This is a genomic window from Moritella sp. F3, assembly GCF_015082335.1.
Classification (GTDB): domain Bacteria; phylum Pseudomonadota; class Gammaproteobacteria; order Enterobacterales; family Moritellaceae; genus Moritella.
Map to the genome: position 1 here is coordinate 187859 of NZ_BLRL01000007.1, position 25844 is coordinate 213702.

23 protein-coding genes and 1 tRNA gene are annotated in these 25844 nt (G+C 42.2%); 13 read left to right on the plus strand and 11 right to left on the minus strand.

Translation table 11 applies throughout. From position 1 onward, the window contains the following. Window positions 1-3: 3 nt before the first annotated feature. The 5 genes from JFU56_RS13895 (at window position 4) to JFU56_RS13915 (ending at window position 5954) form a co-directional block, all read left to right on the plus strand. Complete coding sequence (locus JFU56_RS13895; RefSeq protein ID WP_198437891.1) at window positions 4-1011, plus strand: putative 2-aminoethylphosphonate ABC transporter substrate-binding protein; 1008 nt, start codon at window positions 4-6, stop codon at window positions 1009-1011. Window positions 1012-1285: 274 nt separating this feature from the next. After that, on the plus strand, window positions 1286-2380 hold the full coding sequence (locus JFU56_RS13900; protein ID WP_198437892.1) for a putative 2-aminoethylphosphonate ABC transporter ATP-binding protein: 1095 nt from the start codon (window positions 1286-1288) through the stop codon (window positions 2378-2380). Between the two features lies 1 nt (window position 2381). After that, complete coding sequence (locus JFU56_RS13905; RefSeq protein ID WP_198437893.1) at window positions 2382-4103, plus strand: putative 2-aminoethylphosphonate ABC transporter permease subunit; 1722 nt, start codon at window positions 2382-2384, stop codon at window positions 4101-4103. A gap of 26 nt (window positions 4104-4129) precedes the next feature. Next, on the plus strand, window positions 4130-4918 hold the full coding sequence (gene phnR / locus JFU56_RS13910; protein WP_242065959.1) for a phosphonate utilization transcriptional regulator PhnR: 789 nt from the start codon (window positions 4130-4132) through the stop codon (window positions 4916-4918). A gap of 202 nt (window positions 4919-5120) precedes the next feature. Continuing rightward, complete coding sequence (locus JFU56_RS13915) at window positions 5121-5954, plus strand: mechanosensitive ion channel family protein (RefSeq protein WP_198437894.1); 834 nt, start codon at window positions 5121-5123, stop codon at window positions 5952-5954. A 92-nt stretch (window positions 5955-6046) separates the two neighbouring features. Here the strand turns inward: JFU56_RS13915 and JFU56_RS13920 are convergent, their stop codons facing one another. From JFU56_RS13920 to JFU56_RS13940, 5 genes are all read right to left on the minus strand, one after another. Then, window positions 6047-6556: an aminoacyl-tRNA deacylase gene (locus JFU56_RS13920; RefSeq protein ID WP_198437895.1), complete on the minus strand. Its 510-nt coding sequence runs from the start codon at window positions 6554-6556 to the stop codon at window positions 6047-6049. 93 nt (window positions 6557-6649) lie between these two features. Continuing rightward, a complete protein-coding gene (locus tag JFU56_RS13925) occupies window positions 6650-7816 on the minus strand; it encodes an ABC transporter permease (RefSeq protein WP_242065960.1) in 1167 nt (388 codons plus the stop codon). Further along, window positions 7809-9017, minus strand: coding sequence for an ABC transporter permease (locus tag JFU56_RS13930; RefSeq protein WP_242065961.1), 1209 nt, complete (start codon window positions 9015-9017; stop codon window positions 7809-7811). Before JFU56_RS13930 ends, JFU56_RS13925 begins: the two co-directional genes overlap by 8 nt. A gap of 9 nt (window positions 9018-9026) precedes the next feature. After that, entirely contained in the window at window positions 9027-10031 is a 1005-nt protein-coding gene (locus JFU56_RS13935) for an HlyD family secretion protein (protein ID WP_198437897.1), read from the minus strand. Next, window positions 10032-11399 (minus strand): TolC family protein, encoded by a 1368-nt coding sequence (locus JFU56_RS13940; protein ID WP_198437898.1) that lies wholly within the window; start codon window positions 11397-11399, stop codon window positions 10032-10034. 435 nt (window positions 11400-11834) lie between these two features. On the opposite strand from JFU56_RS13940, the gene prmA reads away from it, so the two are divergent. The 3 genes from prmA (at window position 11835) to fis (ending at window position 14323) form a co-directional block, all read left to right on the plus strand. Continuing rightward, window positions 11835-12716, plus strand: coding sequence for a 50S ribosomal protein L11 methyltransferase (gene prmA / locus JFU56_RS13945; protein WP_198437899.1), 882 nt, complete (start codon window positions 11835-11837; stop codon window positions 12714-12716). Window positions 12717-13042: 326 nt separating this feature from the next. After that, window positions 13043-14008 (plus strand): tRNA dihydrouridine synthase DusB, encoded by a 966-nt coding sequence (gene dusB / locus JFU56_RS13950; RefSeq protein WP_198437924.1) that lies wholly within the window; start codon window positions 13043-13045, stop codon window positions 14006-14008. A 15-nt stretch (window positions 14009-14023) separates the two neighbouring features. Beyond that, on the plus strand, window positions 14024-14323 hold the full coding sequence (fis, locus tag JFU56_RS13955) for a DNA-binding transcriptional regulator Fis (protein WP_006032374.1): 300 nt from the start codon (window positions 14024-14026) through the stop codon (window positions 14321-14323). A gap of 115 nt (window positions 14324-14438) precedes the next feature. Here fis and JFU56_RS13960 read toward each other — a convergent pair whose 3' ends face one another. From JFU56_RS13960 to tsaD, 5 genes are all read right to left on the minus strand, one after another. Then, entirely contained in the window at window positions 14439-15437 is a 999-nt protein-coding gene (locus tag JFU56_RS13960; protein WP_198437900.1) for an LPP20 family lipoprotein, read from the minus strand. Between the two features lie 89 nt (window positions 15438-15526). Beyond that, window positions 15527-17071 (minus strand): hypothetical protein, encoded by a 1545-nt coding sequence (locus JFU56_RS13965; protein ID WP_198437901.1) that lies wholly within the window; start codon window positions 17069-17071, stop codon window positions 15527-15529. Window positions 17072-17080: 9 nt separating this feature from the next. Beyond that, window positions 17081-17683, minus strand: a complete 603-nt coding sequence (locus tag JFU56_RS13970; protein WP_198437902.1) for a penicillin-binding protein activator LpoB — start codon at window positions 17681-17683, stop codon at window positions 17081-17083. 58 nt (window positions 17684-17741) lie between these two features. Beyond that, window positions 17742-18233 (minus strand): LPP20 family lipoprotein, encoded by a 492-nt coding sequence (locus JFU56_RS13975; RefSeq protein ID WP_198437903.1) that lies wholly within the window; start codon window positions 18231-18233, stop codon window positions 17742-17744. Window positions 18234-18425: 192 nt separating this feature from the next. After that, complete coding sequence (gene tsaD, locus JFU56_RS13980; protein WP_198437904.1) at window positions 18426-19469, minus strand: tRNA (adenosine(37)-N6)-threonylcarbamoyltransferase complex transferase subunit TsaD; 1044 nt, start codon at window positions 19467-19469, stop codon at window positions 18426-18428. Window positions 19470-19688: 219 nt separating this feature from the next. Between tsaD and rpsU the strand changes: the two genes are divergently transcribed. The 5 genes from rpsU (at window position 19689) to JFU56_RS14005 (ending at window position 25407) form a co-directional block, all read left to right on the plus strand. Continuing rightward, entirely contained in the window at window positions 19689-19904 is a 216-nt protein-coding gene (gene rpsU, locus JFU56_RS13985; protein WP_006032380.1) for a 30S ribosomal protein S21, read from the plus strand. A gap of 264 nt (window positions 19905-20168) precedes the next feature. Continuing rightward, entirely contained in the window at window positions 20169-21908 is a 1740-nt protein-coding gene (gene dnaG / locus JFU56_RS13990) for a DNA primase (protein WP_198437905.1), read from the plus strand. A 249-nt stretch (window positions 21909-22157) separates the two neighbouring features. Then, on the plus strand, window positions 22158-23984 hold the full coding sequence (rpoD, locus tag JFU56_RS13995; protein ID WP_198437906.1) for an RNA polymerase sigma factor RpoD: 1827 nt from the start codon (window positions 22158-22160) through the stop codon (window positions 23982-23984). A gap of 240 nt (window positions 23985-24224) precedes the next feature. Beyond that, window positions 24225-24301 (plus strand) — tRNA-Ile (locus JFU56_RS14000). Between the two features lie 158 nt (window positions 24302-24459). Continuing rightward, window positions 24460-25407, plus strand: coding sequence for a pseudouridine synthase (locus tag JFU56_RS14005; RefSeq protein ID WP_198437907.1), 948 nt, complete (start codon window positions 24460-24462; stop codon window positions 25405-25407). On the opposite strand, the gene JFU56_RS14010 is transcribed toward JFU56_RS14005, so the two are convergent. Further along, the gene (locus JFU56_RS14010; RefSeq protein WP_198437908.1) at window positions 25408-25812 is read right to left on the minus strand and encodes a response regulator; all 405 of its coding nucleotides are present in this window, start codon (window positions 25810-25812) and stop codon (window positions 25408-25410) included. Window positions 25813-25844: the final 32 nt, after the last annotated feature.

Here is a 25844-nt window from a genome sequence, read left to right on the forward strand (position 1 = left end):
CGAATGAAACAACGTTGGATGATAGGTTCTATCGCTGCCCTAGGCGCCTTGTTTACTGCACCAGTATTTGCCGCAGAGGAAGTGGTGGTTTACACCGCCTTTGAAACGGATGTATTAGCAAAATACAAAATTGCGTTTGAAAAAGCGAATCCAGATATCGATATTAAATGGGTACGAGATTCAACGGGTATCATGACAGCCAAGTTACTTGCAGAAAAAAATAACCCTCGCGCAGAAGTCGTTTGGGGTCTCGCAGGCTCATCAATGGCACTGCTTAAAAATGCCGGTATCTTAAAACCCTATTCTCCAAAAGGTGTCGAGAATCTACGTACAAGCATGATCGACCCTGAAGAAAACAAAGCATGGTATGGCAATGACGCCTGGTTTAATGCCATCTGCTTTAACGAATACGTCGCAAAACAATATAACTTACCAAAACCAACATCGTGGGATGACCTACTAAAACCGATTTACAAAGGTCATATCGCTATGCCAAACCCGGCATCATCAGGTACGGGGTACATGCAAGTGTCAGCATGGTTACAAACCATGGGTGAAGATAAAGGCTGGAGCTACATGGCGAAGCTGAATAACAACATTGCACATTACACGCATTCAGGGTCTAAACCTTGTGTACAAGCAGGTATGGGTGAAGTGGCGATTGGTGTGTCGATGGCATTACGTGGCGCAAAATTAAAAACACAAGGCGCACCACTTGACGTGATCTTACCTGACGGCGGCATTGGTTGGGAGTCAGAAGCGGTTGGCCTCGTGAAACCATCGGCGGCAGCAAAGCGCGTTGTTGATTGGTCTATCTCAAAACAAGCAAACGAATTATACAATGAATCTTACGCATTAGTTGGCCATAAAGACGTGAGTAAAACCGTAACGAACTATCCAAATGTACAAGACGCGATGGTCGAAATGGACTTTGGAAAAATGGCCAATGACCGTAAAGTGGTACTACGTACATGGTCAGATAAATTTGATTCAAAATCTGAAGCGAAATAGTCATTAACTAATGCTTATTACTCAATAATAATCACGCTATTTTATGCTAATTTAAACGAATTCAAGTGTTATTTATAACACTTGGATTTTTCGCCACCTGAAACATTTACTAATTTTAACAAACACTTAAGTAGATACACCACTGGGCACTTAACTAAAAATGGCAAAAATATAAATAAGTGTAAATGCATCACTAAAAAGCCCCACTGTCATCAAACTGTCACTAATGCTGCCTACCATACTGGTATAGTCCAAATAACATATGAGCAGTCAGATGAACACGTATCTCAATATTAATAATCTTGTTAAAAAATTCGGTAGTTTCACCGCATTGAACGACATATCTTTGCAGATCAATCAAGGCGAGTTCATCTGCTTTTTAGGCCCTTCGGGCTGTGGTAAAACCACCTTACTTCGCGCAATAGCAGGCCTCGATTTAGCAACCTCTGGTTGTATCTTACAAGATGGTAAAGACACCACGTTCTTACCACCTGAAAAGCGCGATTTTGGTATTGTATTTCAATCTTATGCCCTCTTTCCTAACTTAACCGTTGCCGAAAATATCAGTGTTGGTTTACACAACCAAGGTAAATCAGTGGCTGAAGCCGTCGACATTGTAAATCATTGGTTAGGCATTATTGGCTTAGCTGATTCAGCGCCTAAATATCCCAATCAACTGTCTGGAGGCCAACAGCAACGAGTAGCTCTGGCACGTGCATTAGCATTATCGCCAGGCCTATTATTATTAGACGAACCGCTTTCAGCATTAGATGCACAAGTGCGAACGCATCTGCGAGAAGAAATTCGTTCACTGCAACGCAAGCTGGGGATTACGACCATTATGGTGACCCATGATCAAGAAGAAGCTTTAGCGATGGCCGACCGGATTGTCGTTATGAATCATGGCGTTATCGAGCAAGTGGGTACACCACAAGAAATTTATGATAAACCGGCATCGCGCTTTGTTGCAGAGTTTGTTGGCAACATGAATTTCATCGCCAGTTCAGTGATCAGCGATGACCAAATCCGTATCGCCGAAACGTTATTACCAAAACCAAAACGCGAGTTAAACCACGGTGAAATGTTTGATTTAGCCGTTCGCCCTGAAGATATTCAATTTAGCGATAATACCCAAGACCTTCCCGTACAAATTAAATCAATGGAATTCCAAGGGACATACGTCCGCACTGAATGCCAATTAGTCGGTAATATGAATGCACCGATGATCAAAGTCGATGTGCCAATCCGAGACGTCAGAAAATTAAAATTAGCCAATGATGAGTTCCGCCGCATTAGTTATAGCGATGATTTTAGCCATATTTTTCCACGAAAAAATAACAACAGAAGCACGCTAGCGGTAGGGATATAACATGGAATCGACAATAGATAAAAACCTAAAGGCACCAAGTTATCTGCAAAGATGGGCGCTTACTTTCAGCCGAGATAGCGCTATTCTCGCCACTATTTTAATTATATTAACGGTGTTGATGGGCTTTTTCATTGTTGCCCCGATGTTCACCATGTTTGCCAAAAGTGTCCAAGACATTGATGGCAATTTTATCGGTTTAACAAATTTCAGCGACTATTTTGCATCAAGCGCCATGATCGCGTCGATTACCAATACTGTCACTGTCGGTCTGATCACCACAGCGATTGTCGGCGTACTCGCCTTTAGCTATGCCTATGCACTAACACGTACCTGCATGCCATTTAAAACCTTCTTTCAAGTAATTGGTTCAGCGCCTATCCTTGCCCCGTCATTATTACCAGCGATCAGCTTGATTTACTTGTTTGGTAATCAAGGTATTGCCAAAGAGTTACTCGCTGGCGCATCTATTTACGGTGTTATCGGGATTACAATTGGTATGGCGTTTTGGACATTCCCGCATGCCTTAATGATTTTAACAACAGCATTACGCACCTCAGATGCGCGTTTATATGAAGCTGCGACCGTCTTAAAAAATCATCCTGTTAAAACATTCTTTATGGTCACACTGCCAGCAGCAAAATATGGTGTGATTAGTACATTAATTTTAGTTTTCACCTTAGTGGTCTGTGACTTTGGTGTTCCAAAAGTGATTGGTGGCAGCTATAACGTACTGGCGACTGATATTTTCAAACAAGTTGTCGGCCAACAAAATTTCGCGATGGGCGCAGTGACCAGTGTATTACTGTTATTACCCGCGGTTTTAGCCTTTATTATTGACCGTCATGTTCAACGTAAACAACAAAACCTATTTGATTCTCGCTCTGTGGCTTACACACCAAAACCACATAAAGTACGTGATCATATTTGCTTGTTGTTTTGTAGTATCATCGCCTTTGCCATCATCTCCGTGATCGGCATGGCAATATACGCTTCGTTCGTGACATTCTGGCCTTGGAACTTAAGTCTCAGCTTTAATAATTATAACTTTAGTGAAGTGAGCACCTATGGTTGGTCGCCTTATTTTAACTCGCTAACACTCGCAAGCTGGGTGGCTATTATCGGTACTGTTGTCATCTTTATTGGCGCGTACGTCATCGAAAAAGGCCGTGGTTTTGGACCGATTCGTCAACTACTGCAAATGATCACGATTATCCCAATGGCAGTTCCGGGCATTGTACTAGGCTTAGGTTATATTTTCTTTTTCAATGATATAAACAACCCACTTAATGGCTTGTATGCAACCATGATGTTATTGGTGGTTAATACTGTCGTGCATTACTACACGGTAGGCCACATGACAGCATTAACAGCATTAAAACAGTTGCCAGCAGAAATTGAAGCGATTTCAGCCTCGATTAAAATGCCGCAATACAAAGCATTTTTTGTTATCACGCTGCCAATTTGTGCACCTGCTATCATGGATATTGCGGCCTACTTGTTCATTAACGCCTTAACAACCACATCAGCAGTTGTATTCTTATATGCGACCGATACCATTCCAGCATCTGTGTCTGTATTAAACATGGATGATGCCGGACAAACGGGTTCCGCGGCAGCAATGGCAGTGATGATTTTAATCACGGCGGCGACAGCAAAAATAGTTCACTTAGTGGCAGCATCGTTTATCAATAAAAGAACACAAGCTTGGCGCCAGCAACATTAAGCATAAATAAGTCGAGTTGATAATAAGTGAATAAAAGGGCTGCCGTAGCAAAAAAGCATAGCGCGGCAGCCAATCATTCGATAAAAATAAATAAGGTTCGTGAGGCTTTAGTGCAATACCTAAACATTAAAAATGAAATTTTACAGCAAATTGAATCCGGCTTATTAACTTCAGGGCAAAAGTTACCGTCAGAGCGAAAACTTGCAGAAGATTTCAATACCACCCGCGTGACACTACGTGAAGCATTGTCTTTGTTAGAGTCAAAAGGCCGCGTATATCGAGAAGACCGTCGAGGTTGGTTTATTTCCCCTGAACCATTACGTTATGATCCGACTAACACAACCAATTTTCACCGTTTAGCACAGAGTCAGCAACGCACCCCCAAAACAGAGTTAATCAGTGCCACCATGGTCGCTGCCGACAATCATATTGCGCAGCTATTACAAATAGCACCACAGACGGAAGTACTCAAAATTCATCGAGTGCGTTATTTAGAGGATAGACCTGTGGTATTAGTCACGAATTATGTGCTGCCAGAACGCCTACCCAACTTACTCGAACACGATTTATCAGCGTCCTTAACGGATATTTATCAACAGCACTACGATACCCTTTACCAACGCACACATTATCGTATTCGTTCATCATCATTGATTGCCGACACTGCCACGCCGTTACGGGCAACATCAGGTTGCGCAGCTATGTATATAGAACGAGTCAATTATGATCAACACGATAATTTACTTGATTGTGATCTGGAATATTGGCGTCATGATGCTGTCATAATTGAAGCACAAGCGACTCGCCCAAAATAGCGATAAACCATTAATAATAAATCAGTGGTTTTTTATATTGTGTATATACTCACCGGAATAAATGTTTTACAGCATTAACTTGACTGTGCTTTGTCAGTGATTAGAAATAATGTACCATATCAAAAAAGACTGACTAATATGGTCTAGAATACCCTATGCAAGTACACGCATGTTTAACACTCTCAATGATAGGAATTTATCCATGGAATATCTCGAAAAACTGCTCGAACAAGCACCTGAGCTTGCGGCAATTTACGGCACTAAAATACTACTCGCCCTTGTTATCTTTACAGTCGGTAAATACCTTGCCAATGTAATGAAAAAAATTACTGCGGGTTTATTGATAAAACGTAACATTGACCAAACCGTTGCTTCTTTTATCAGTAATATGGCTTGGGGTGTCGTATTTGCATTCACGGTTATTGCAACGCTAAGCCAGTTTGGTGTGCAAACAGCATCACTGGTTGCTGTTATTGGTGCTGCAGGTCTAGCAGTTGGTCTTGCGCTACAAGGTTCGCTATCAAACTTTGCCGCGGGTGTATTAATGGTTATCTTCCGCCCTTGTCGTATCGGTGATTACATCGAAGCTGCGGGTGTATCAGGTACTGTTGATGAAATTACCATTTTCTCGACTCGTTTAATTACACCAGATAATAAAGTTATTATTGCACCCAATGCTGCGATCATGGATGGCACAATCACTAACTATTCAGCGCTAGGTAAACGTCGTTTAGATCTTGTAGTTGGCGTATCGTATGACGCAGACATTAAGCAAACTAAAGCAATCTTAATTGACGTTATCAAAAACAACGAATTTACCCTACAAGATCCTGAGTACACCGTGGGTATTTTAGAATTAGCGGATTCATCGGTTAACTTCGCAGTGCGCCCTTGGGTTAAAACAGCCGATTACTGGGGCGCTTACTTCAGCATGCAAGAAGAGCTAAAATTAGCCCTTGATACGGCAGGTATTGCTATCCCTTATCCACAATTAGATTTGCATGTACAAGGTAATCCAACACCGCCAGCAAGCTAATGTTGTGTAGAAAATAGTTTAACGAAAAAGCATGTTTATAAAAATAAATAGGAACCAAATATGGTTCCTATTTTTATTTCATACCTACCGTTTTACAGATCGCGACGTTCAAATAATGGTCCTTCTTTGAAGCTATATCCGCTAATATGACTATGCGGTAAACTGCCCATCGCCTTACCAAATTGACGTTTATCTAAATTGATTAAATTCACGTGATCGCCCGATTCAATAAAGAGTTGTTCCTGCTCGAATAACAGATCATCCACCAGCATATCCATGCCATAAATCTGCCCGAGTGAGGGGATCGCCCCAGGTTCACAATCTTGAAATAGTGTCGCTAATTCGTGTTCAGCCAATAAGTAATACTGTTTACCTGTTTGCCTATTAATTTCACCAATTAATACATGCTTGTTTGCAGGCACTACCGCCATAAGGTGATCGCCGCCAATGTCGCGTAAAATAACCGCTTTAGCGACTTGTGAACTGGAAACGTGTGCAGAGAGTGCTGAATTAAATGAACTTGCCGTGTGCCGATGTTTCACTAAACTAAAATCGATATTGTGACTAGCCAAGAACTGGCCAACTCTGGTTGCCATACTCATATTAGCCTCCATTAAATACTTTTTCTACAAGCAAAGTATGGAGGCTAAATGACAACAACGCGAGTTAATCACCTTATTATTTAATGAATGGTATTAAACAGCATTTACTCGATATTGACGCTGTTTGTAACGCAGTAACACAATAGCTAATAACGCATAACCAAAACATTGGATTAGTAACTGAGTTTGAAAATGCCTTACCACCTCAAAATCAGCGCCCATTTGGTTTAATTGCAACAAACCTTGAATAGCCGCTGTGCTCGGGAATAATTGCGATACCGCCACCAACCAAGTCGGGATCTCACTTATCGGCCAAATAAAGCCACTACTGAATAACACAGGCATTGAGCTAAATAAAATAACCTGCGTCGCCGTTTCAGCTTGATTATACAACTGTCCTAACGCCACACCAAGACAGACAACGGCCAGTAAAAATGGTATCAGTAGCTTGAGAATATCCCACGCCGCCGCGAGTCGATTAACCCCGTATACATCCAATGCAAACCCAAAGTAATACAAGCTAAACACTAAATATAACCCCAGGAAAACCAGTCCTCGCGCCAGTAATAACAAAGTCGGCGATGCTGTTAACCAGTAACCTTGTTCTTTCGCCCTTGAGCGTTCATTTTGACTCGCCGATAAAATACCGCTAACGATTAATAATGTTTGCTGCAAGATCAAAATAAACACCGCGGGCACCACGTAATCTAAATAACCATTTACTTGATTAAACACGGGTTGTAGGTTTAATGACGCTGGTTGCCACTGCTCTTTGGCCAACAGAATACTTTCTGTATCAACGGTTAACCTGGCCACTTTAATTTGTGCCGACAAGGTCCCACCCGCTTTAAGAATACCCGACGTGATCGTTGAGTAAGTCATGAAATAACTGGCATCACCACCGAGTGATAAGTTCACCGGCTTTTTCATCAACAGATCTCGACGAAAATGCTTAGGGATAACTAAGAAACCTTTTATTTTCCCTTGCTCAATTAACGCCTCGGCATCACGCACTGAATCAACCTGACCAGCAATGTGTGTATCTGGCGTCGCGTTAACCATACGGATCAACTCACGACTCACCGAGCTGCGATCATAATCAATCACCACAATTTCTGCGTCTCTTGATACCTGCTGAGAATACGGCAGTGGATACAAGATAGAGTACATAATAATGCCACCAAACATAGTCAATAAAATACTACGGTCGGCAAAAATACTTTTAATTTCGAGCACGACAAGTGCCAAGAATTTATTCATCTTCATGCCCTACTGAGTTCTGGCTATGCGCAACTAACAATGCGTTATCACGGTGACGTTTAATCCGTGCTACCGCGATCACGAAGGTTAATGTAAATAACCCTAGCGCTAACAATTGCGGTAATAACACCGTAAAGCTTTGACCGTAATTAACCTGGCCAATCTGTAACTGCATATAATGGGTGATGGGTAGCAGTGTCCGCCATATCTGCGCCAGCTGTGGCATGCTTTCAGCAGGGAATGTCACCCCGATAAAAGCAAATGCAGGGGCTGAATACGCCGCGCCCATACTAATTGCCTGCGTTAAATTCATCGTCAACGTGAAGATAAACAGTGCAACAGCCTGCCCAGCTAATACGCCCATCACCAGTATCAGTAATAAATATCCCCAGTTCCCATGCATTGGCATACTTAAGTAACCGTAGAAGAAACTCAAAAACAACAGACCATGCACTATGGATAACAAGGTATAAGGTAATAGTTTGCCTATCACAGCACTAGTAACAACCCCCTCAGCGCGCTGAAACCAGCGTCCTTGGCTATTGTTTTTATATTCCGAACCAAACGCCAGCAAGACTGATACCAACACAAAAATCTGCCATAACGCCGGCACAGCGGCCATGACTAAAAATGGCACGTAGTTCGTTGATACGTTATAGAGAGGATTAACCTGTGTCGAAATAGGGGCTACCGCACCTTTAATAAGCGCGAGATGACCACCCGTCGCCAGCGTTTTTACCGCATCAATTTGTGCAGTGAAAGTAGCAAAGGTTTTCGCCATATTCGAGGAGACTAATTTGCCAATTAACACATACTGCGCATTGTAGAAGGTACTCACTTCTGGTGTCATCGCCAAATAGATTTTTTTCTCGAACCCGTGTGGTATTTGCACGACAGCATAGACTTCACCACGCTGCATCAAGGCTTTACCCTCTGCAAGGTTCGTCAATTGACTCGCGACAGCAAGCGCTGGATTGGCATCAATAAAACGCACTAAACTACGTGATGATTGGCTATGATCTTGATCGACAACAGCCACAGCAAGATCACGTGGAATACCTTGCGAGAAAATGGCGTACACCAACAACATGCAAGCAATCGGCAACCAAGTTACCAGTGAAAATTGCCATTTAGAGGCCAATATCAAGCGATTTTCACGCTGCCAAACCGCTTTGATTTGCCTAATGAATGAACTCATCATCAGACCAACTTACTGCGCTGTCGCTGTCGCTGACGGCGCCAGCTCGACAAGTACGCTCATACCAACACGCAGGTCGGCAATCGGCTTAACCGGTCTTGCTTCAATTTCAAACGTGCGTAAATCAAAGCCTTTCGCACTATCTGTTGAGCGCCACGTCGCGTAATCACCCATAACCGCAATATGGGTGACTTCATACTGGTAACTCGCATCACCGAGTGCAGGGATACGCGCAGTTAATACCGTGCCTTTTTTCAATCTTGGTAATAAGTCTTCACGAATATTAAATACCGCCCAACTATCGTTAATATCGACAATACTCACCACAGGGAAACCAGTCGGCGCTAATTCACCTTCTTTAAGCAGGATTTGCACAACCTCACCATCACGCAGGGCATATTGTTTAGTATCTTTGGTGTAAGATTCAACTTCAGCCACCACACCTTCAGCCATGCGCTCTTGCTCGATAGCCGCTTGCTTGGTTTCTTTACGCGCGCCTTCTTTGGCCATTTGATAAACTTGGTACGCTGCATTTTGAGTATATTTAGCCGCTTGCCATTGAGTATATACTTCATCACGCTTTTGCTCTGGCAATACCCCATCGTTATAGAGATTATCAACGCGCTGATAGGTTTTCTCCATCAGCTGTGATGCAGCTTGGGCTTTTTTCCATTGGTCTTTAGACGCTATGATTTGCTGTTCACGAGCCCCCGTTTCAGCTTGTTCACGCATTGCACTTGCCGCCGATCGACCTGCTTTTGCTTGTGCTAACTTAGCTTCTAATTCAGGACTTGCCAGCGAAAATATTAACTGCCCTTGACTAACAAACTCCCCTTTTTTCACATCGACAGAGGCTATACGCCCCGGGATCTTAGACGATACGTTATATTCCTCAGCTTCAATCTGGCCTTGTAATAAGATATTTTTCGGTTCGTACGCCTTATTAAATTCAAATACTAACCAGCCGATAACAACTAATACGACTACCGCAATGATGCCTTTTTTAACATTACTCATTTACTTAACCTCGATACCATTGATTTGTAGATAGTCCATGAAGCGATCAATATCGCCACTCACAGATAATAATTGCGCCAGTGATTTTACGTAGTTATAACTTGCAGACAGACGTTGAACACGAATACTCGTTGCATATAACTGCGCATCGGCCACTTCCAGTGATGTAGATAAACCTTGGCTAAATGCTTTTTGACGCAGCACCACGGTTTCTTCTGATAAAGCTTCGCTTGAGGCTAATGAATTATATTCTTCTAACGCCTGACTCATTTCGGCATAGGTTTTTTCGACGAGAATCGATAAATCTTGCTGCATTTGCATTTGTAATAGATTGACCTGACGTACCGAACTTTTTGCAGCCACAACTTCTTGGGATGTACCAGAACGCTCTATAATCGGAATACGCACACCTACGCCAACCATCCACTCAGGTAATAGCTCGCCCGTCGCAGAATCATCGGAATATAAATTATAATTACCGTATAGCATCACCTCCGGTAAATGCTTCGCCGATGCCATGTCTACCATGCCTTTAGCTTGCTCACGTTTGGCATTGAGAATAGCAATGCCGGGATGATCGGTTAAGGTTTTACTCAAGTATGGCGTTACCGAGGTTACGCTGTTATTGACAAATAGTGGCGTAGTCGGCAGTACAGACTCTTGCTGTTTAAGCATTTTGGTTAACGCTAATTTAGCAATCTCATAATCACGTAATGATTTTTGTGCTTCAATTTGCGCCTTGTCTAACGATACCTGCGCCATCAGACGTTCAACTTTCGCTATCTGCCCTTGCTGCTCAAACTTCACCGCATGATTTAAGTGATCAGCTAGCGCATCCACCGCATCCAGACGCACTTGATAAACTTGCTCAGCTAACACGACGCCAAAGTAATACTGTACTAACTGAGTAAAAGTCGCACGCGTGGCTAAATTATAATTACTTTGCGCTTCATCTACTTGTGCTTGGCGAATATCTTGCGCTGCAGTAATACGGCCACCCGTATACACAGGGAGCACTGCATTCAATGACGAATGGGCAAAGTTTTGATTGGTTAATGGTACGCTATTAGGAAGCATTCCAGCTATACTAGGGAAAATAGCACCTACTTTTCCTTTTACCTCAGATGTATCGACTTCTATCGGCTTATCAAAATGAGTATATGACCCTGTAATATCGACATTGGGTAAATACAGCGACTTGGCGGCATCCTGTAAAGCTTCCGAATGTTTTACTTCTTCTTTCTTTGCCTGCAGCGCATCATTTTTCTGTGCCACTTGATACCAAGCTTCAGCAAACCCAATCTCAGCAGCTTGCACATTACAACTCAATGCAATCGCAGTCATGACGCCATAAAAAACTCTTTTCATTGTTTATTCCTAAGATCTCGCCGTAGCCGAATACGTTATTCATATTAATATAGCAACGAACTAAGCTATTAATATCAAATAATTAGACTATTAATATCAGATAATTAAATCGCGATGGATAATATTTACCATAACTGCACACAACGTCATGTTTATACTTTAACAGCAACAAATAGAGCTTATACTCTAAAAGTAATGTACTAAAAACGACGAGGCATGACCAAAACCAGATGATAACGCATAAATTTAGCGATAACTACGTCAATATTAGACTAATTTTCATAACAGCTCGCTAACAAACGCGTAAACGGAGGTCTTCCCTCGGCAGGGTTTACATAATAAAAAGTGGATATTTGCATTTAATTACCAATAGCCATGGTGTCTTATAGCTTAGGTGCGTACAATTACGCCCACGAAATAACAGAGAGAAAATCGATGTCTTGGATCCAATTAAAAATTAATGCTAACGAAGAAACAGCTGAGAAGATAGGCAACATGCTATCAGGCGCAGGAGCAAGTGCTGTCACATTCATGGACTCACAAGATACCCCTATCTTTGAACCACTACCGGGTGAAACTCTGCTTTGGGGTGATACTGATGTAACGGGTTTGTTTGAAGCCGATAGAGACATGCAGCCAATCTTAGCTTTCTTAGCAAAAACCAAGGTATTAGGTCCAGATTTTCGCTACAAGTTAGAAATATTAGAAGACAAAGACTGGGAACGCGAATGGATGGAAAACTTCCACCCAATGCAATTTGGCGAACGTTTATGGATCTGCCCAAGCTGGCGTCCAGTACCGGACGAAAGTGCGGTTAACGTGATGCTTGATCCAGGCTTAGCATTTGGTACCGGTACTCACCAAACAACAGCGTTATGTCTGCAATGGCTAGATGGCCAAGACCTCGAAGGCAAAACTGTTGTCGATTTTGGTTGTGGTTCAGGTATTCTCGCAATCGCAGCGCTTAAATTAGGCGCTAAACGTGTTATCGGTGTTGATATCGATCCGCAAGCAATTCTAGCAAGCCGTGATAACGCTGAACGTAATGGCGTTGCCGACCAAATTGAACTGTACTTACCAGCCGACCAACCAGAAGGCATCAAAGCTGACGTTGTTGTAGCAAATATCCTAGCAGCACCGTTACGTGAACTATCAGGACTTATCGTTAGCTTCTTAAAACCGGGTGGCAAAATCGCCTTGTCAGGTATTTTGGATCACCAAGCAGCAGAATTGAACGAAATATATCGTCAGCACTGCAACATGGATGAACCAACATTACGTGACGAATGGGCACGCTTAAACGGCGAAATCAAATAATATTACCCATACTGTTTAATCTACAGAAACAAATTTGAAAATGAGGCTTGTGTAGATTAAATAAACAGTAATCACGTAAAAAACGTGCGAACGGTAATTAATCAGGCTAAAATGCAAGCTATCTCAATTTCTCACTTAACCTTGGTGAAAATTGAATAATAAGCAATTTAGCTCGGTTATCTGTTGTTATAATTTGATTTAGAGGTGTTTTTTTGACTATTTAATGATTTCAACTAAAAAAATATTCAATAGTCTAATTATTAACCTTTTAACTCGGGTGAAAAATGCGTAACATACGCCGCCTTAGAGCAAATGAGCCGCAACAGATGAAAATAGGTCCTTATCTTCTGGATAACCAATTATTCTTGGCTCCGATGGCTGGTGTAACCGATCGTCCTTTCCGTCAACTTTGTCGTGAATTGGGTGTGGGTATGGCCGTGTCAGAGATGCTATCGAGTAACCCTCGAGTTTGGTCTTCAGAAAAATCGCTACAGCGCATGGATCATGCTGGCGAAACTGGTATCCGTTCTGTGCAAATAGCAGGAGCAGATCCAGCGTTGATGGCAGCAGCCGCGCAACATAATGTAAAAAATGGTGCGCAGATCATTGATATCAACATGGGTTGCCCAGCGAAAAAAGTAAATAAAAAATTCGCCGGTTCTGCATTGATGCAACACCCGGAACAAGTGAAACTGATTTTAGACGCGGTAGTAAACGCAGTCGATATCCCAGTAACACTAAAGATACGTACTGGTTGGGATCCTGAAAATCGCAACGGTGTAGAGATAGCTAGAATCGCCGAGCAAGCTGGAATTCAAGCCCTCGCGGTTCATGGTCGTACTCGCGCTTGCCTGTATAAGGGCATGGCAGAATACGACACTATAAAAGCGATTAAAGCTAGCATTAGCATTCCTGTGATCGCAAATGGTGATATTGATAGCCCAGAAAAAGCAAAACAGGTACTTGAGTATACAGGTGCAGACGGTCTGATGATCGGACGCCCAGCTCAGGGGAATCCTTGGATTTTTCGGGAAATAAATCACTATCTTAAAACAGGTGAAAAATTACCGGTACCAACTGCTGACGAAGTTCGCCGAGTCATTTTGCAACATGTCGAAAACCTACACCAGTTTTACGGTGAGTTTAAGGGCGTTCGATTTGCGCGCAAACACGTGGGTTGGTACATACAACACCAGACTGATGGTGTTGAGTTTCGTAAAAGCTTTAATGCATTGGATAGTTCTGCGGAACAACACCTTGCATTAATGAAATATTTTGATGATTTAAGCTAACGAGAAGAGCAATATATGTTTGAACAAAATCTGGCTCCTAGTGCCTTAACAACTTCTGCAACCGTGCAACAAGCTGAGCAAATTGTACAGAAACCATTACGTGATTCTGTCCAACAAGCACTACGAAATTACCTTGCACAATTAAATGGCCAAGACGTAGAAAACCTTTATGACTTGGTATTAGCAGAAGTTGAAGCGCCAATGCTAGATATCATTATGCAGTATACACGCGGTAACCAAACCCGTGCAGCTGTGATGATGGGCATCAACCGTGGTACTCTTCGGAAGAAACTAAAACGTTACGGCATGAACTAAACTTCATTGTCTTAATGTTATATAACAAAAAGCCAGTCCTGAACTATCAGGACTGGCTTTTTTTATACTCTAAATATCCCTGTAACGCTCTGGGGTAAATTATAATAAGGTTACATTATAATTCCGGCGTTAATACTTGATACACATAACCAGGTAACTCGGCATTGAGCTTAACCGCAAGTCGCTGTTCCAACAATTGCTCGCTTTGTGCCGAGATCTTAAATGGCCAGCGTTTATTGGCAATACTCTTATCGCCATCCATGACATTTAAGACAATATTACCACGTAACCAATACCACGCCTGACGTTGCTCTACTACGCCTTTATCCAAGGTTAATACCAATTTGTATTGGCTATCCTCTTTAAGCTGTACGCCCACTTCAGCGGCGCCGCTTTGCAAAGATAACAAGGCTTGCTCATCCGTTGCTGACGTCGCAAACGATAATGCCGCTAAGCGTGTTTTAATCATCTGCGTTAAGGTTTCTACCGAATACGCCACATTGACATCGTTGCCAGTCACGACACGTAGATTATTATTGTCATTTAAGCGCGTGATTTGACGCTCACGGGCACTTTCTAATGCACTAAGGGCAATCAGTGGATTCGGTGCTTGTTGCTCTGCATACTTCACTGCGGCGCTAGTTTGTTCGTCCGCGGCACGTATTGATTGCATGAACAGCGCTGCAGCAGGAGCCTTCTTCATCACGGCGAGACTAGACTGTTGCCCCGTCACCGGATCTTGCCAGCGTTCTACAATACTAGTGCCCTGTAGCACTTGCTGAGCCTGGGTATTAACAAATCGCGATAAGGTTTGCTTGTTATCAACCTGACGAATAGTCTTGCCACTGACATTGCTCTGACTAATATTGGCTTCGCTAAAATCAATGCTTTCATCGGCAATCGAGACTTCGAATATCTTGGCTAAATTAGCTAATGCGCGGTTATCGGCCACACTGGCTGTTTTAGCTTGACCAGAGGCCGTCAAATAGATATTTTGAGGATAACTAGCATCTGCACCATCAAGCCAAGTTGGGCGCTCTGGCGTGCTACTACAAGCACTCAGAAAAATGGCTGCGGCAGAAATGATACTGGTGGAAAATAATTTATTGATCATGTTGTCGAGTCCTGTAACAAACGAATAATGATGTACCAGACCCCATCTGCGATTTACAATGAATCCTGGCAGTCATCAATAATTAAAGTTTAAGGTGATAATGTGTAATAAGCTTTTTTAGCCGCACTCGAATAAAACAGTAACATGGTGTTCCCGGGTTTTAACACCAAAGGTGCAGTACCAACAGTAGTGACTAGAGAATTACCGATATTGCTCATCGCGACGGAATCAGAGGTCAATGCATCTACGACAATCCCATCTGCCTGCGCTGTTTTCGACGGGGGTAAACTCAAGCCGTTATCCGTTTCACTCGCCTTATCCACCTCATTATTAATACTTGCGGTCGCATTGACTAATTCAAGCGGCACTTGCTCAGGTGCTAGTAACCTTGGAGCCACAGGCGCTATATCAGTAACAGGCACTGTATCAGTCACAGAGAGTCCCTGCGTTAACGTCGGTTGCTGTAAGTAATACGTTCCTGCATCCAATGCCACACGTTGTACTTGAATACTCGCTGGTAACATATTCCAACTACGTACATCAGCCATTTCACTGATCATACTGGTAAGATTCAATAACAAGGTCGCTAATCCGTCCTCATCCTTTTTCTTCACTTCATGTAATGCGGTTTGTTTGATAATAACTCGCGCTAATGCTGCAGCGTAAATTGCAGCTGATTCAGCATCAAGATCAGCACGAGCTAATAAATTTACATCATCAAAGATTTCAGTTTCAGCGGTTTTACCTAACACTGTAAAACGCCAAGGCGTAGGCTTGACATATTTTTCAGCATAATAAGGTAATGCCAACGAAATGTTATAACCCAGACTTGGTTCATAAATGCTTAAGTAGCGCTGCTGTTTCGCTGATACCACCCCGCCCCAATACACTAATACAAGCTGGCTTTGATTTCGATCCGGTGCTTTTACGTCTCGACCAAACTCTTTGGCTAGTTGTTCATGTTCAGATCTAAGCCCCAACTGCTTCGACGCCAGTAATAAGCTGTCTTGCAATACACTGGGAATAGATACTTTACTGGTTTGCATTATTTGATAAGCTTGACGATAGCTGATCATGGCGTTATCGGTTTCATCACCAAGCTCATACACCAAACCACCCAAATAATAGCTGCTTGATACGAATCCTGACAGCCCGTTATCCGGTAAGCTTTTGGCCAGTTCTTGCATTTGTAATACTTCAACCCGCGCACCATCAAGATCATCTTCCATCAAGTAAGAGAGGATCAGCAATTGCTGTAATAACATCCGCTCACTGGCGGTACTGGTATAACTGCGTAGGGTTTCATTGACCGTAACCGCACCAATATTTTCGCTAACACTTAACGCCTGCAGTTGGGCTATTTCCGCTTTCGCAGCCTGCAATTCATTAATGCCACCAGCAAAATCACCGTTCACAGCGCGCAATAAACCGAGTGTGAGTTTATATTGGGCGAGATCACGCTCTGGATACTCCCGTTGCGCAACTTCAGTCAATACTTGACTCGCATTGCCATTATCTAATGTTTGAGCCAAATCATTAAGCTGATGCTGTTGCATTGAACAACCTTGCAACAAACTAAACCCAATAACAGCGAGATAACGACGCGAACGTAAAAATGTTAATACAGCTTTCATCACAACCTATTAATAACGCAGTTTACCGTTAGACACTAATTTCTTCAGTTTCTTCTGACCGACCCATACTTTGCGGTTATCCGCTAGGCTGATTAGGCTTAAATCAACTTGGTAATAACGTACTTGGTCGCTATCTGCCGTATCAATAATGGTATTGATTTGACCTTTTAAGATAAAGTCAGCACCTTGTTCATTACCTGCAGCATTACGTGTTGATTCAGTTGAATTTAAATCTTGGTCAATACGCTCTTCACGGATCTCGGTACGCTCGTCACTTGATGCAACAAACTCAACACGCCCACTATTAATTAGCTCACGTTCCATTTCATTAACAAAGGTTTTAGTGTTGATGTGTTCATGGCTTAAGTTACGCACTGTACCGACAATCACAGCAGGTGATTTACCCGTTTTAGCGGTGAAATTGTTATACCAAGGACGCGCTAGCACATCACTGATCATTTCCTGTGCCACCATTTGTGAATCAGTATCATTCCAAGCACCGCTTAAATCGATAGTCTGACCCGCATCAACACGCTCTACCGAGGTGCTACAGCCTGTCGCTAATGTCGATACTAAGATCGAGCCTAATACTAATTTTAACAACTTATTCATTCATCATTTCCTTCTAAATTTAACAACTTTCAATTCATTTATGCCTAAATTAAGGCGATTACTGTTGTGGCGCTAATGCAGTCGCACGCTTAATAGCAGCGTCAAGATCAGACAAATCTAACTCAGCAAAAGAATAAATATCGCCATTGTCAGTGTTTCTCCAACGACCGATAATCTTGACACCATTCAATGCTAATTTAGTTTTCGCTTTAATTTCACGTTCTACATTGGCACTCACTTCACCATTTGATGCCGCCGTGTAATCAGCCTGCATCGCATCAACAGACGTTGCTAGAATACGCGCAACTTCAGCACGCGCGCGATTATCAGCAACAGACTTTTGTAATGATTCGTCAGCGATGCCATTTGACATGCCTACACCGTGTAATAAACGCCCAGAATCGTCATCAACGGTTTGAGTGCCGATATTTACCCAATCCGGTGCGCCACTAATATCCAAATCACTATCAATGCTAGTTTGGCTCGAACATGCTGATAATAAAGCCATTATACCCGCTGCCACAGTTACTTTTAATGCTGTTGCTCTCATAATTAACCTATCCCTAAAAAGTGTTAATATAATATATCGTATTATAATTCAAAATAGTATATTGCCAAATATGCTCGTGCCACCTAATCGCAGTTATAAAAAAACCAGACTACCTACCGATAGTCTGGTTTATCTTGTTCACATTTACCCATATTGGTAGATATGACAACTAAAAAATCAAATAGTTATGACTTATATCGCATCCATTTGATCTAATGGCCAACGTGGTCGCGCCGTGATCTCTAAGCTGTCATCGCCACCGTGACGTAAACGCTGTAGCCCGGCATACGCGATCATCGCACCATTATCGGTACAGAACTCGATACGTGGATAAAATACTTCACCGTGATGCTTAACCATCATTTCTGCTAACTTAATGCGTAAGTATTTATTCGCACTGACACCACCAGCAACAACCAGGCGTTTTATACCGGTTTCTTTGATTGCACGTCTTAGCTTAATTGAAATTGTATCAACGACGGCTTCTTGGAATGCAAACGCGATATCTGCACGTGTTTGTTCATCGACGTCATCATTGCCAGCTTCTTGGGCTAATTTCTTTTCTTTAGCAATCGTATTTGCAGCAAAAGTTTTTAATCCTGAGAAGCTAAAATCTAAACCAGGGCGATCCGTCATTGGACGTGGGAACTTATAACGTCCTGCCACACCATTTTCAGCTAGTGCCGATAATCTAGGACCACCAGGGTAATCGAGACCCAGTAGTTTCGCTGTTTTATCAAATGCTTCACCAGCCGCGTCATCAACTGATTCACCCATAAGCGTGTATTGACCAAGACCATCAACACGGACTATTTGCGTGTGGCCACCCGATACCAACATTGCTAGAAACGGAAAGTCAGGCGTCTGCTCTTCAAGCATAGGTGCCAGCATATGACCTTCCATATGATTAATACCTAATGCGGGAATATCCCATGCATAAGCGATACTACGACCAACAGTCGCGCCCACCATTAATGCACCAACCAGTCCAGGACCTGTTGTATAAGCAATACCGTCGATATCATCTTTAGTACAACCCGCTTCAACTAATGCAGCTTTGATCAATGGAATAATTTTACGCACATGATCACGTGACGCTAATTCCGGTACTACACCGCCATAATCAGCATGTAGTTTTACTTGGCTATAAAGTTGATGAGCCATTAGCCCTTTTTCATCACAATAAATTGCAATGCCGGTCTCATCACATGATGTTTCTATTCCTATTACGCGCATTTTATTTATTCACCTTAAACATGACTCGACAATAGTACCTGTGCAATGTCTTTTTCTCCAGCGCCAAATGATGCTTATTTCCCTAACGTCAAGTTATTAGTCTTTACATCTAATCGTGTTTTAGAGTACAATTCGGCACCATTTTTATAGAATTACTATAAAAATATTTTTAGGTTCCAGATAACTTGGAACCATTTAACCTATAGGTTGGAAGCAAACATGCCAGTAATTAAAGTACGTGAAAACGAACCGTTTGACGTTGCACTACGTCGTTTCAAACGCTCTTGCGAAAAAGCAGGTATCTTATCTGAAGTACGTCGTCGTGAGCATTACGAAAAACCTACTACAGTTCGTAAACGTGCTAAAGCAGCAGCATCTAAGCGTCTAGCTAAGAAATTGTCTCGTGAAAATGCACGTCGCGTACGTCTATACTAATCCCTATTAGTATAACTACTGTATGCATTTAGGCGTATCCAATTGAGCAAGTCTCTGACTTAATCAATGAAGATAACGCTTATAAACAAGCCGTGAACTCCTAGAGTCACGGCTTGTTTGCTTTTCAACACTCATAAAATCTATTACGCTAGTCACGAGCACAGCACATAACTGATTTCTTCACACCATGAGTCACTTATTTACTGTAATTGTCATTACTATTGTTAATAGTTAATAATCTTCATACTCATTAGTTAGGTACATATGGCCGGTAGAATACCTCGCGACTTTATCGATGGCTTGATAGGTCGAGCAGATATCGTTGATATCGTCGAAAAACGCGTCAAGCTCAAAAAAGCAGGTAAAAACTACCAGGCTTGCTGTCCGTTCCATAATGAAAAAAGTCCTTCTTTTACTGTCAGCCAAGATAAGCAGTTTTATCATTGCTTTGGTTGTGGTGCGCACGGTAATGCCATCGGATTTTTAATGGAGTATGACAACCTTGAGTTTGTCGAAGCGATTGAAGATTTAGCGGGCTTTTACGGCGTTACTGTACCCAGAGAAGAAGGCGGTAATAATAATGGCCCGACAGCCCCCGAACGTAAAGATTATTACGAGCTACTCGAAAGTGTCACGCGCTTTTATCAATACCAACTAAAAGAACACCCGAACAAACGTATCGTAAATGATTATTTAAAACAGCGCGGGTTGTCTGCTGACGTGATCGCCAAATATGGTATTGGTTACGCTGCGCCAGGTTGGGATAATGTATTAAAACGCTTTGGCCGTGATAAACACACTGAAGAGCAACTGCTCACCACAGGTGTACTCATCGAGAACGAAGGTCAATCACGTCGCTACGATCGTTTTCGTGAACGCGTCATGTTCCCTATTCGTGACAAACGTGGTCGCGTTATTGGCTATGGTGGTCGTGTACTCGGCGATGAAAAACCAAAATACCTAAACTCACCAGAAACGCCTATCTTCCATAAAGGTAAAGAGCTTTATGGTTTATACGAAGTGCGCCAAGCCTATAAAGAGATCCCACAAATTGTCGTGGTTGAAGGTTATATGGACGTGGTGGCATTAGCGCAGTTCGGTATTAATTATGCAGTAGCGTCATTGGGGACCTCAACGTCTGGTGATCAGATGCAGACCTTATTCCGTAATACTAATGAAGTGATCTGTTGTTACGATGGTGATAAAGCTGGTCGAGATGCAGCATGGCGCGCACTTGAGAACGCATTACCGCAATTACGTGACGGTAAAGATCTGAAATTTGTGTTCTTACCCGATGGTGAAGATCCCGATTCATTAGTGCGTAACCAAGGAAAAGACGCACTTGAGCAACTTTTTAAAGATGCCCAGACATTACCGGACTTTCTCTTTAGCCGTTTAAGCCAAAACATTGAAACAAATACCGATGTAGGACGCAGTAAATTAGCGAGCCAAGCCAAACCTTTAATTGAAAAAATGCCTGACGGTTTCTACCGCGGTATCGTATTGAAGAAATTAGCGCGTTTCTTAGCCTGGGATGAAGCCAAGTTAAATAAATTATTCACCACGGTTGCAACGACGAAACCAACCAAAAAAGCGATCCAAATAACACCCATACGCCGTGCCATTGGCTTATTGGTACAAAATCCGCATATCGGTTTTAACCTGCCAGTATTCGATGATTTACCGCAATTAAAATTACCTGGGATTAATATTTTATTAAAATTGTTAGAACAAACAAACGGTAGCGATCAAATTAGTACAGCACAATTACTAGAATATTGGCGCGACACACCGGAGCAGAAAGCACTGATAAAACTGGCCGTATGGGATCATGGCGCAGATGACGCCGTTGAGGCAGAGTTTTTCGATACTTTATTTGTTCTTTCCACCCAAGTCTTCGAACAACGTTTCAGTGAACTACAATTAAAATTAGCGCAAGGTGGTTTAACTCAATCCGAGCGTTTGGAGTATAAAAGCATTTTAGATGAATTAAAATCATCGTAATGGCTTGAAATATGATCCATTAAGCCCCATTTAAGATCTAACAAAAAGATCCGAATTAAATCGGTTCAGAACGCTGAGTTGAAAGTTTTCGCCTAATATAACGTGATAACCGTTATATTTACGCGCATTTTGACCACAATAATTATACCAATAAGTAGAAAAAAGCACCGTTTAGCACTATACTGCTTTGTTTGCGCAGTGCTTTTGCGTCTGTATCTTTGAACCACGTCACCGGAGTGGAAGTATTCTATGGAATCCCCTCAATCACAATTAAAACTTCTTGTAGCTAAAGGTAAAGAACAAGGTTACCTCACTTATGCAGAAGTAAATGATCATTTACCACAAGATATTGTGGACTCAGATCAGGTTGAAGATATTATTCAAATGATCAATGACATGGGTATTCAAGTGCTAGAAACTGCACCTGATGCAGATGACCTATTGATGGCAGAAAATACATCAGCACCTGATGAAGATGCCGCTGAAGCCGCAGCCGCAGCGCTTGCTTCTGTAGAATCTGAAATTGGTCGTACTACCGATCCAGTACGTATGTACATGCGTGAGATGGGTACTGTTGAGCTATTGACTCGTGAAGGCGAGATCAAAATTGCGAAACGTATTGAAGAAGGTATCTACGCAGTACAAACGGCTGTAGCTGAATACCCTGAAGCAATTAACTCGTTACTTGCTGAATATGACAAATTCCTTGCTGAAGAAACACGCTTAAGCGACATTATCACAGGTTTCATCGATCCAAATGCGGACGATGTAGCACCAACAGCAACACATATCGGCTCTGAAGTACCAACCAAAGAAGACGATTCAGCTGAAGATGATGACGAAGAAGAGGAAGAAGGCAACAAAGGCCCTGATCCTGAAGAAGCAGCTGAAAAATTTGCAGAATTACGTAAATTTCACACAGCACTACTAAAAGGCATTAAAGAAGACGGTTTAGAACACCCGAAAACACGCCTGCAAGTTGAAATGCTAAGTGAAGTATTCCGTACTTTCCGTCTAATCCCAAAACAGTTTGATCGCATTGTAAATAACATGCGTGACATGATGGATCACGTACGTGTTCAAGAACGTCTTGTAATCAAGATGTGTGTTGAACATTGCAAAATGCCAAAAGCAGCATTCGTTGAAGCATTTGCGGGTCACGAAACTGACATCACTTGGTTTGAAAAAGCACAACAATCAGCGGCACCTTATGCGCAAGCATTACAACGTATCGACTTTGACGTACGCCGTTGCATTAATAAATTAAAATTAGTAGAAAATACAACTGGTCTGACTATTTCTCAGATTAAAAACATCAACCGTCGTATGAGTATTGGTGAAGCGAAAGCGCGCCGTGCGAAAAAAGAAATGGTTGAAGCGAATTTACGTCTAGTAATTTCGATTGCAAAAAAATACACCAACCGTGGTCTCCAGTTCCTAGATTTAATCCAGGAAGGTAACATCGGTCTGATGAAAGCCGTAGATAAGTTTGAATACCGTCGTGGTTACAAATTCTCGACTTACGCTACATGGTGGATCCGTCAGGCAATTACACGTTCTATTGCTGACCAAGCGCGTACAATTCGTATTCCAGTGCATATGATTGAAACAATCAATAAACTGAATCGTATTTCGCGTCAAATGCTGCAAGAGATGGGTCGTGAAGCAACGCCAGAAGAATTGGCTGAGCGCATGATGATGCCAGAAGATCGTATTCGTAAAGTATTGAAGATTGCTAAAGAGCCAATCTCAATGGAAACGCCTATTGGTGATGATGAAGACTCTCACTTAGGCGATTTCATTGAAGATACAACGCTTTCTTTACCAGTTGACGCTGCTACAAAAGATAGCCTTAAAGGCGCAACAGACGACGTTCTAGCAGGCCTAACAGCCCGTGAAGCGAAAGTTCTACGTATGCGTTTTGGTATCGATATGAATACCGACCACACACTTGAAGAAGTGGGCAAACAGTTCGATGTAACGCGTGAGCGTATTCGTCAAATTGAAGCGAAGGCATTACGTAAATTACGTCATCCTAGCCGCAGCGAACAGCTACGTAGCTTCTTAGACGAGTAATTGAATCGTTAGATACTTTTGAAACACCTGATGACAACATCAGGTGTTTTTTTATGCCTGCAATAAATGAATAATGATGTGCCGATTTATGAGCACTAGCAGAACACGCAGTATCTTCGATGAATAATTGAACAGTTAGCTGGTTACTTGTCTAAGTTATTGAATATGACCTAGACACGCAGAAACTATGCTTATATACTTTCTGCATCTTAAAGCGTCGTAAGAGCGTTTGAAAGATTAGGGCCCTTAGCTCAGTTGGTTAGAGCATCCGACTCATAATCGGCAGGTCCCCAGTTCAAGTCTGGGAGGGCCCACCAAATTTTAGAACACTTGATGGCAACATCAGGTGTTTTTTTATGCCTGTAATAAAATGTGAGCTAAGTAGTTAATAAAATCACCTTACTGGCTATACTATCAAAAAACATTCACTTTCAGCTCTTAATCTATCTTCACTTTTACAGAGTTTATTAATCCTATGTCTACTGTCCGTGCTGCCCATGCATCTCATATCGTATTACCAGAACACGTAACAGATAAGCCCACTGTATTTAGCTTTCTAAGCGATCACTTCAAACAGATTGATGCTTCAGTCTGGCAGCAGCGTATCATCGATGGCAAAGTACATTGGCGGGACGGTCGTTTGATTACTTTAGATTGTGCATTTGTGCCACGAGAACGCGTGTACTATTACCGTGAAGTAGCAGTAGAAAAGAAAGTACCTTTTACGGAAAGCGTTATTTACGAAGACGACAACATCATCGTTGCTTACAAGCCCCACTTTTTAGCGGTAAGTCCTAGCGGCCAATTCGTGAATGAGTGTTTGGTTAACCGCTTAAGGATAAAGACCGGTATAAATACGCTGGTCACTGCACATCGTCTTGATCGCGCCACTGCAGGACTCATGCTGCTTTGTAAAATCCCAGAGCAGCGTAGTATCTACCATGACCTATTCAAACATGGCAATATCACCAAACACTACCACGCTATCGCTCGATTAACATCAGAGTTAAAACAACAGCATGATGAAGACAATCTGCAGCTACCGCTTAGCTGGACAGTAAAGAACAGAATTGTTAAAGGCGACCCGACATTCACAATGCAGATCGTCGAAGGTGAAGCGAACAGTCATTCGACCATCGAATTAATTGCTGTTAAAGGGGAGTTTGGGTTATTCAAATTGTCGCCAATCACAGGCAAGACCCACCAATTGCGTTTACATATGGCTAGTTTAGGCATGCCATTGGTGAATGATCGCTTGTATCCAACATTGTTAGACCGATGTGATGATAACTTTCAGCAGCCCTTGCAGCTATTAGCGCAACAACTGAAATTTACCGATCCAGTCACGGGCATTGAACACGACATAACGACGAAAGCACTTGATATTGATGCGCTAGTGAATGGGATCGTCGATATTATCTAATTAGTTTACCGTAGCGTTTAAACCTTTCGCCTCTCTGGCTTTCTCTAAACAACGGGATATTTTCATTTTTGAGACAGGTTTAACGAGATAATCAGTCGGCTGGAGTTTAATCACTTGCTTGACAGTATTGATATTATTATCACCAGTGACAATAAAAACAGGGATGTTTTTTTGCTGTTTACGGACATACTCTAATATTTTTAAACCATCAAGTTCTTCACGTAAATTAAGATCTAAAAAAATATAATCAAATACTTGTTTTGATAATAAATTAAGTGCGAGAGGGACATTATCCGCATACGTTACATTATCGCTATCCGCATAGCATTCAATCGAAATCTTACGTACTAGTTGCGCAATTATTTGTACGATGACCTTACTATCTTCAACAATCAGACATCTCATTACTACCCCTTTTTGATTGTTATCGAACATTA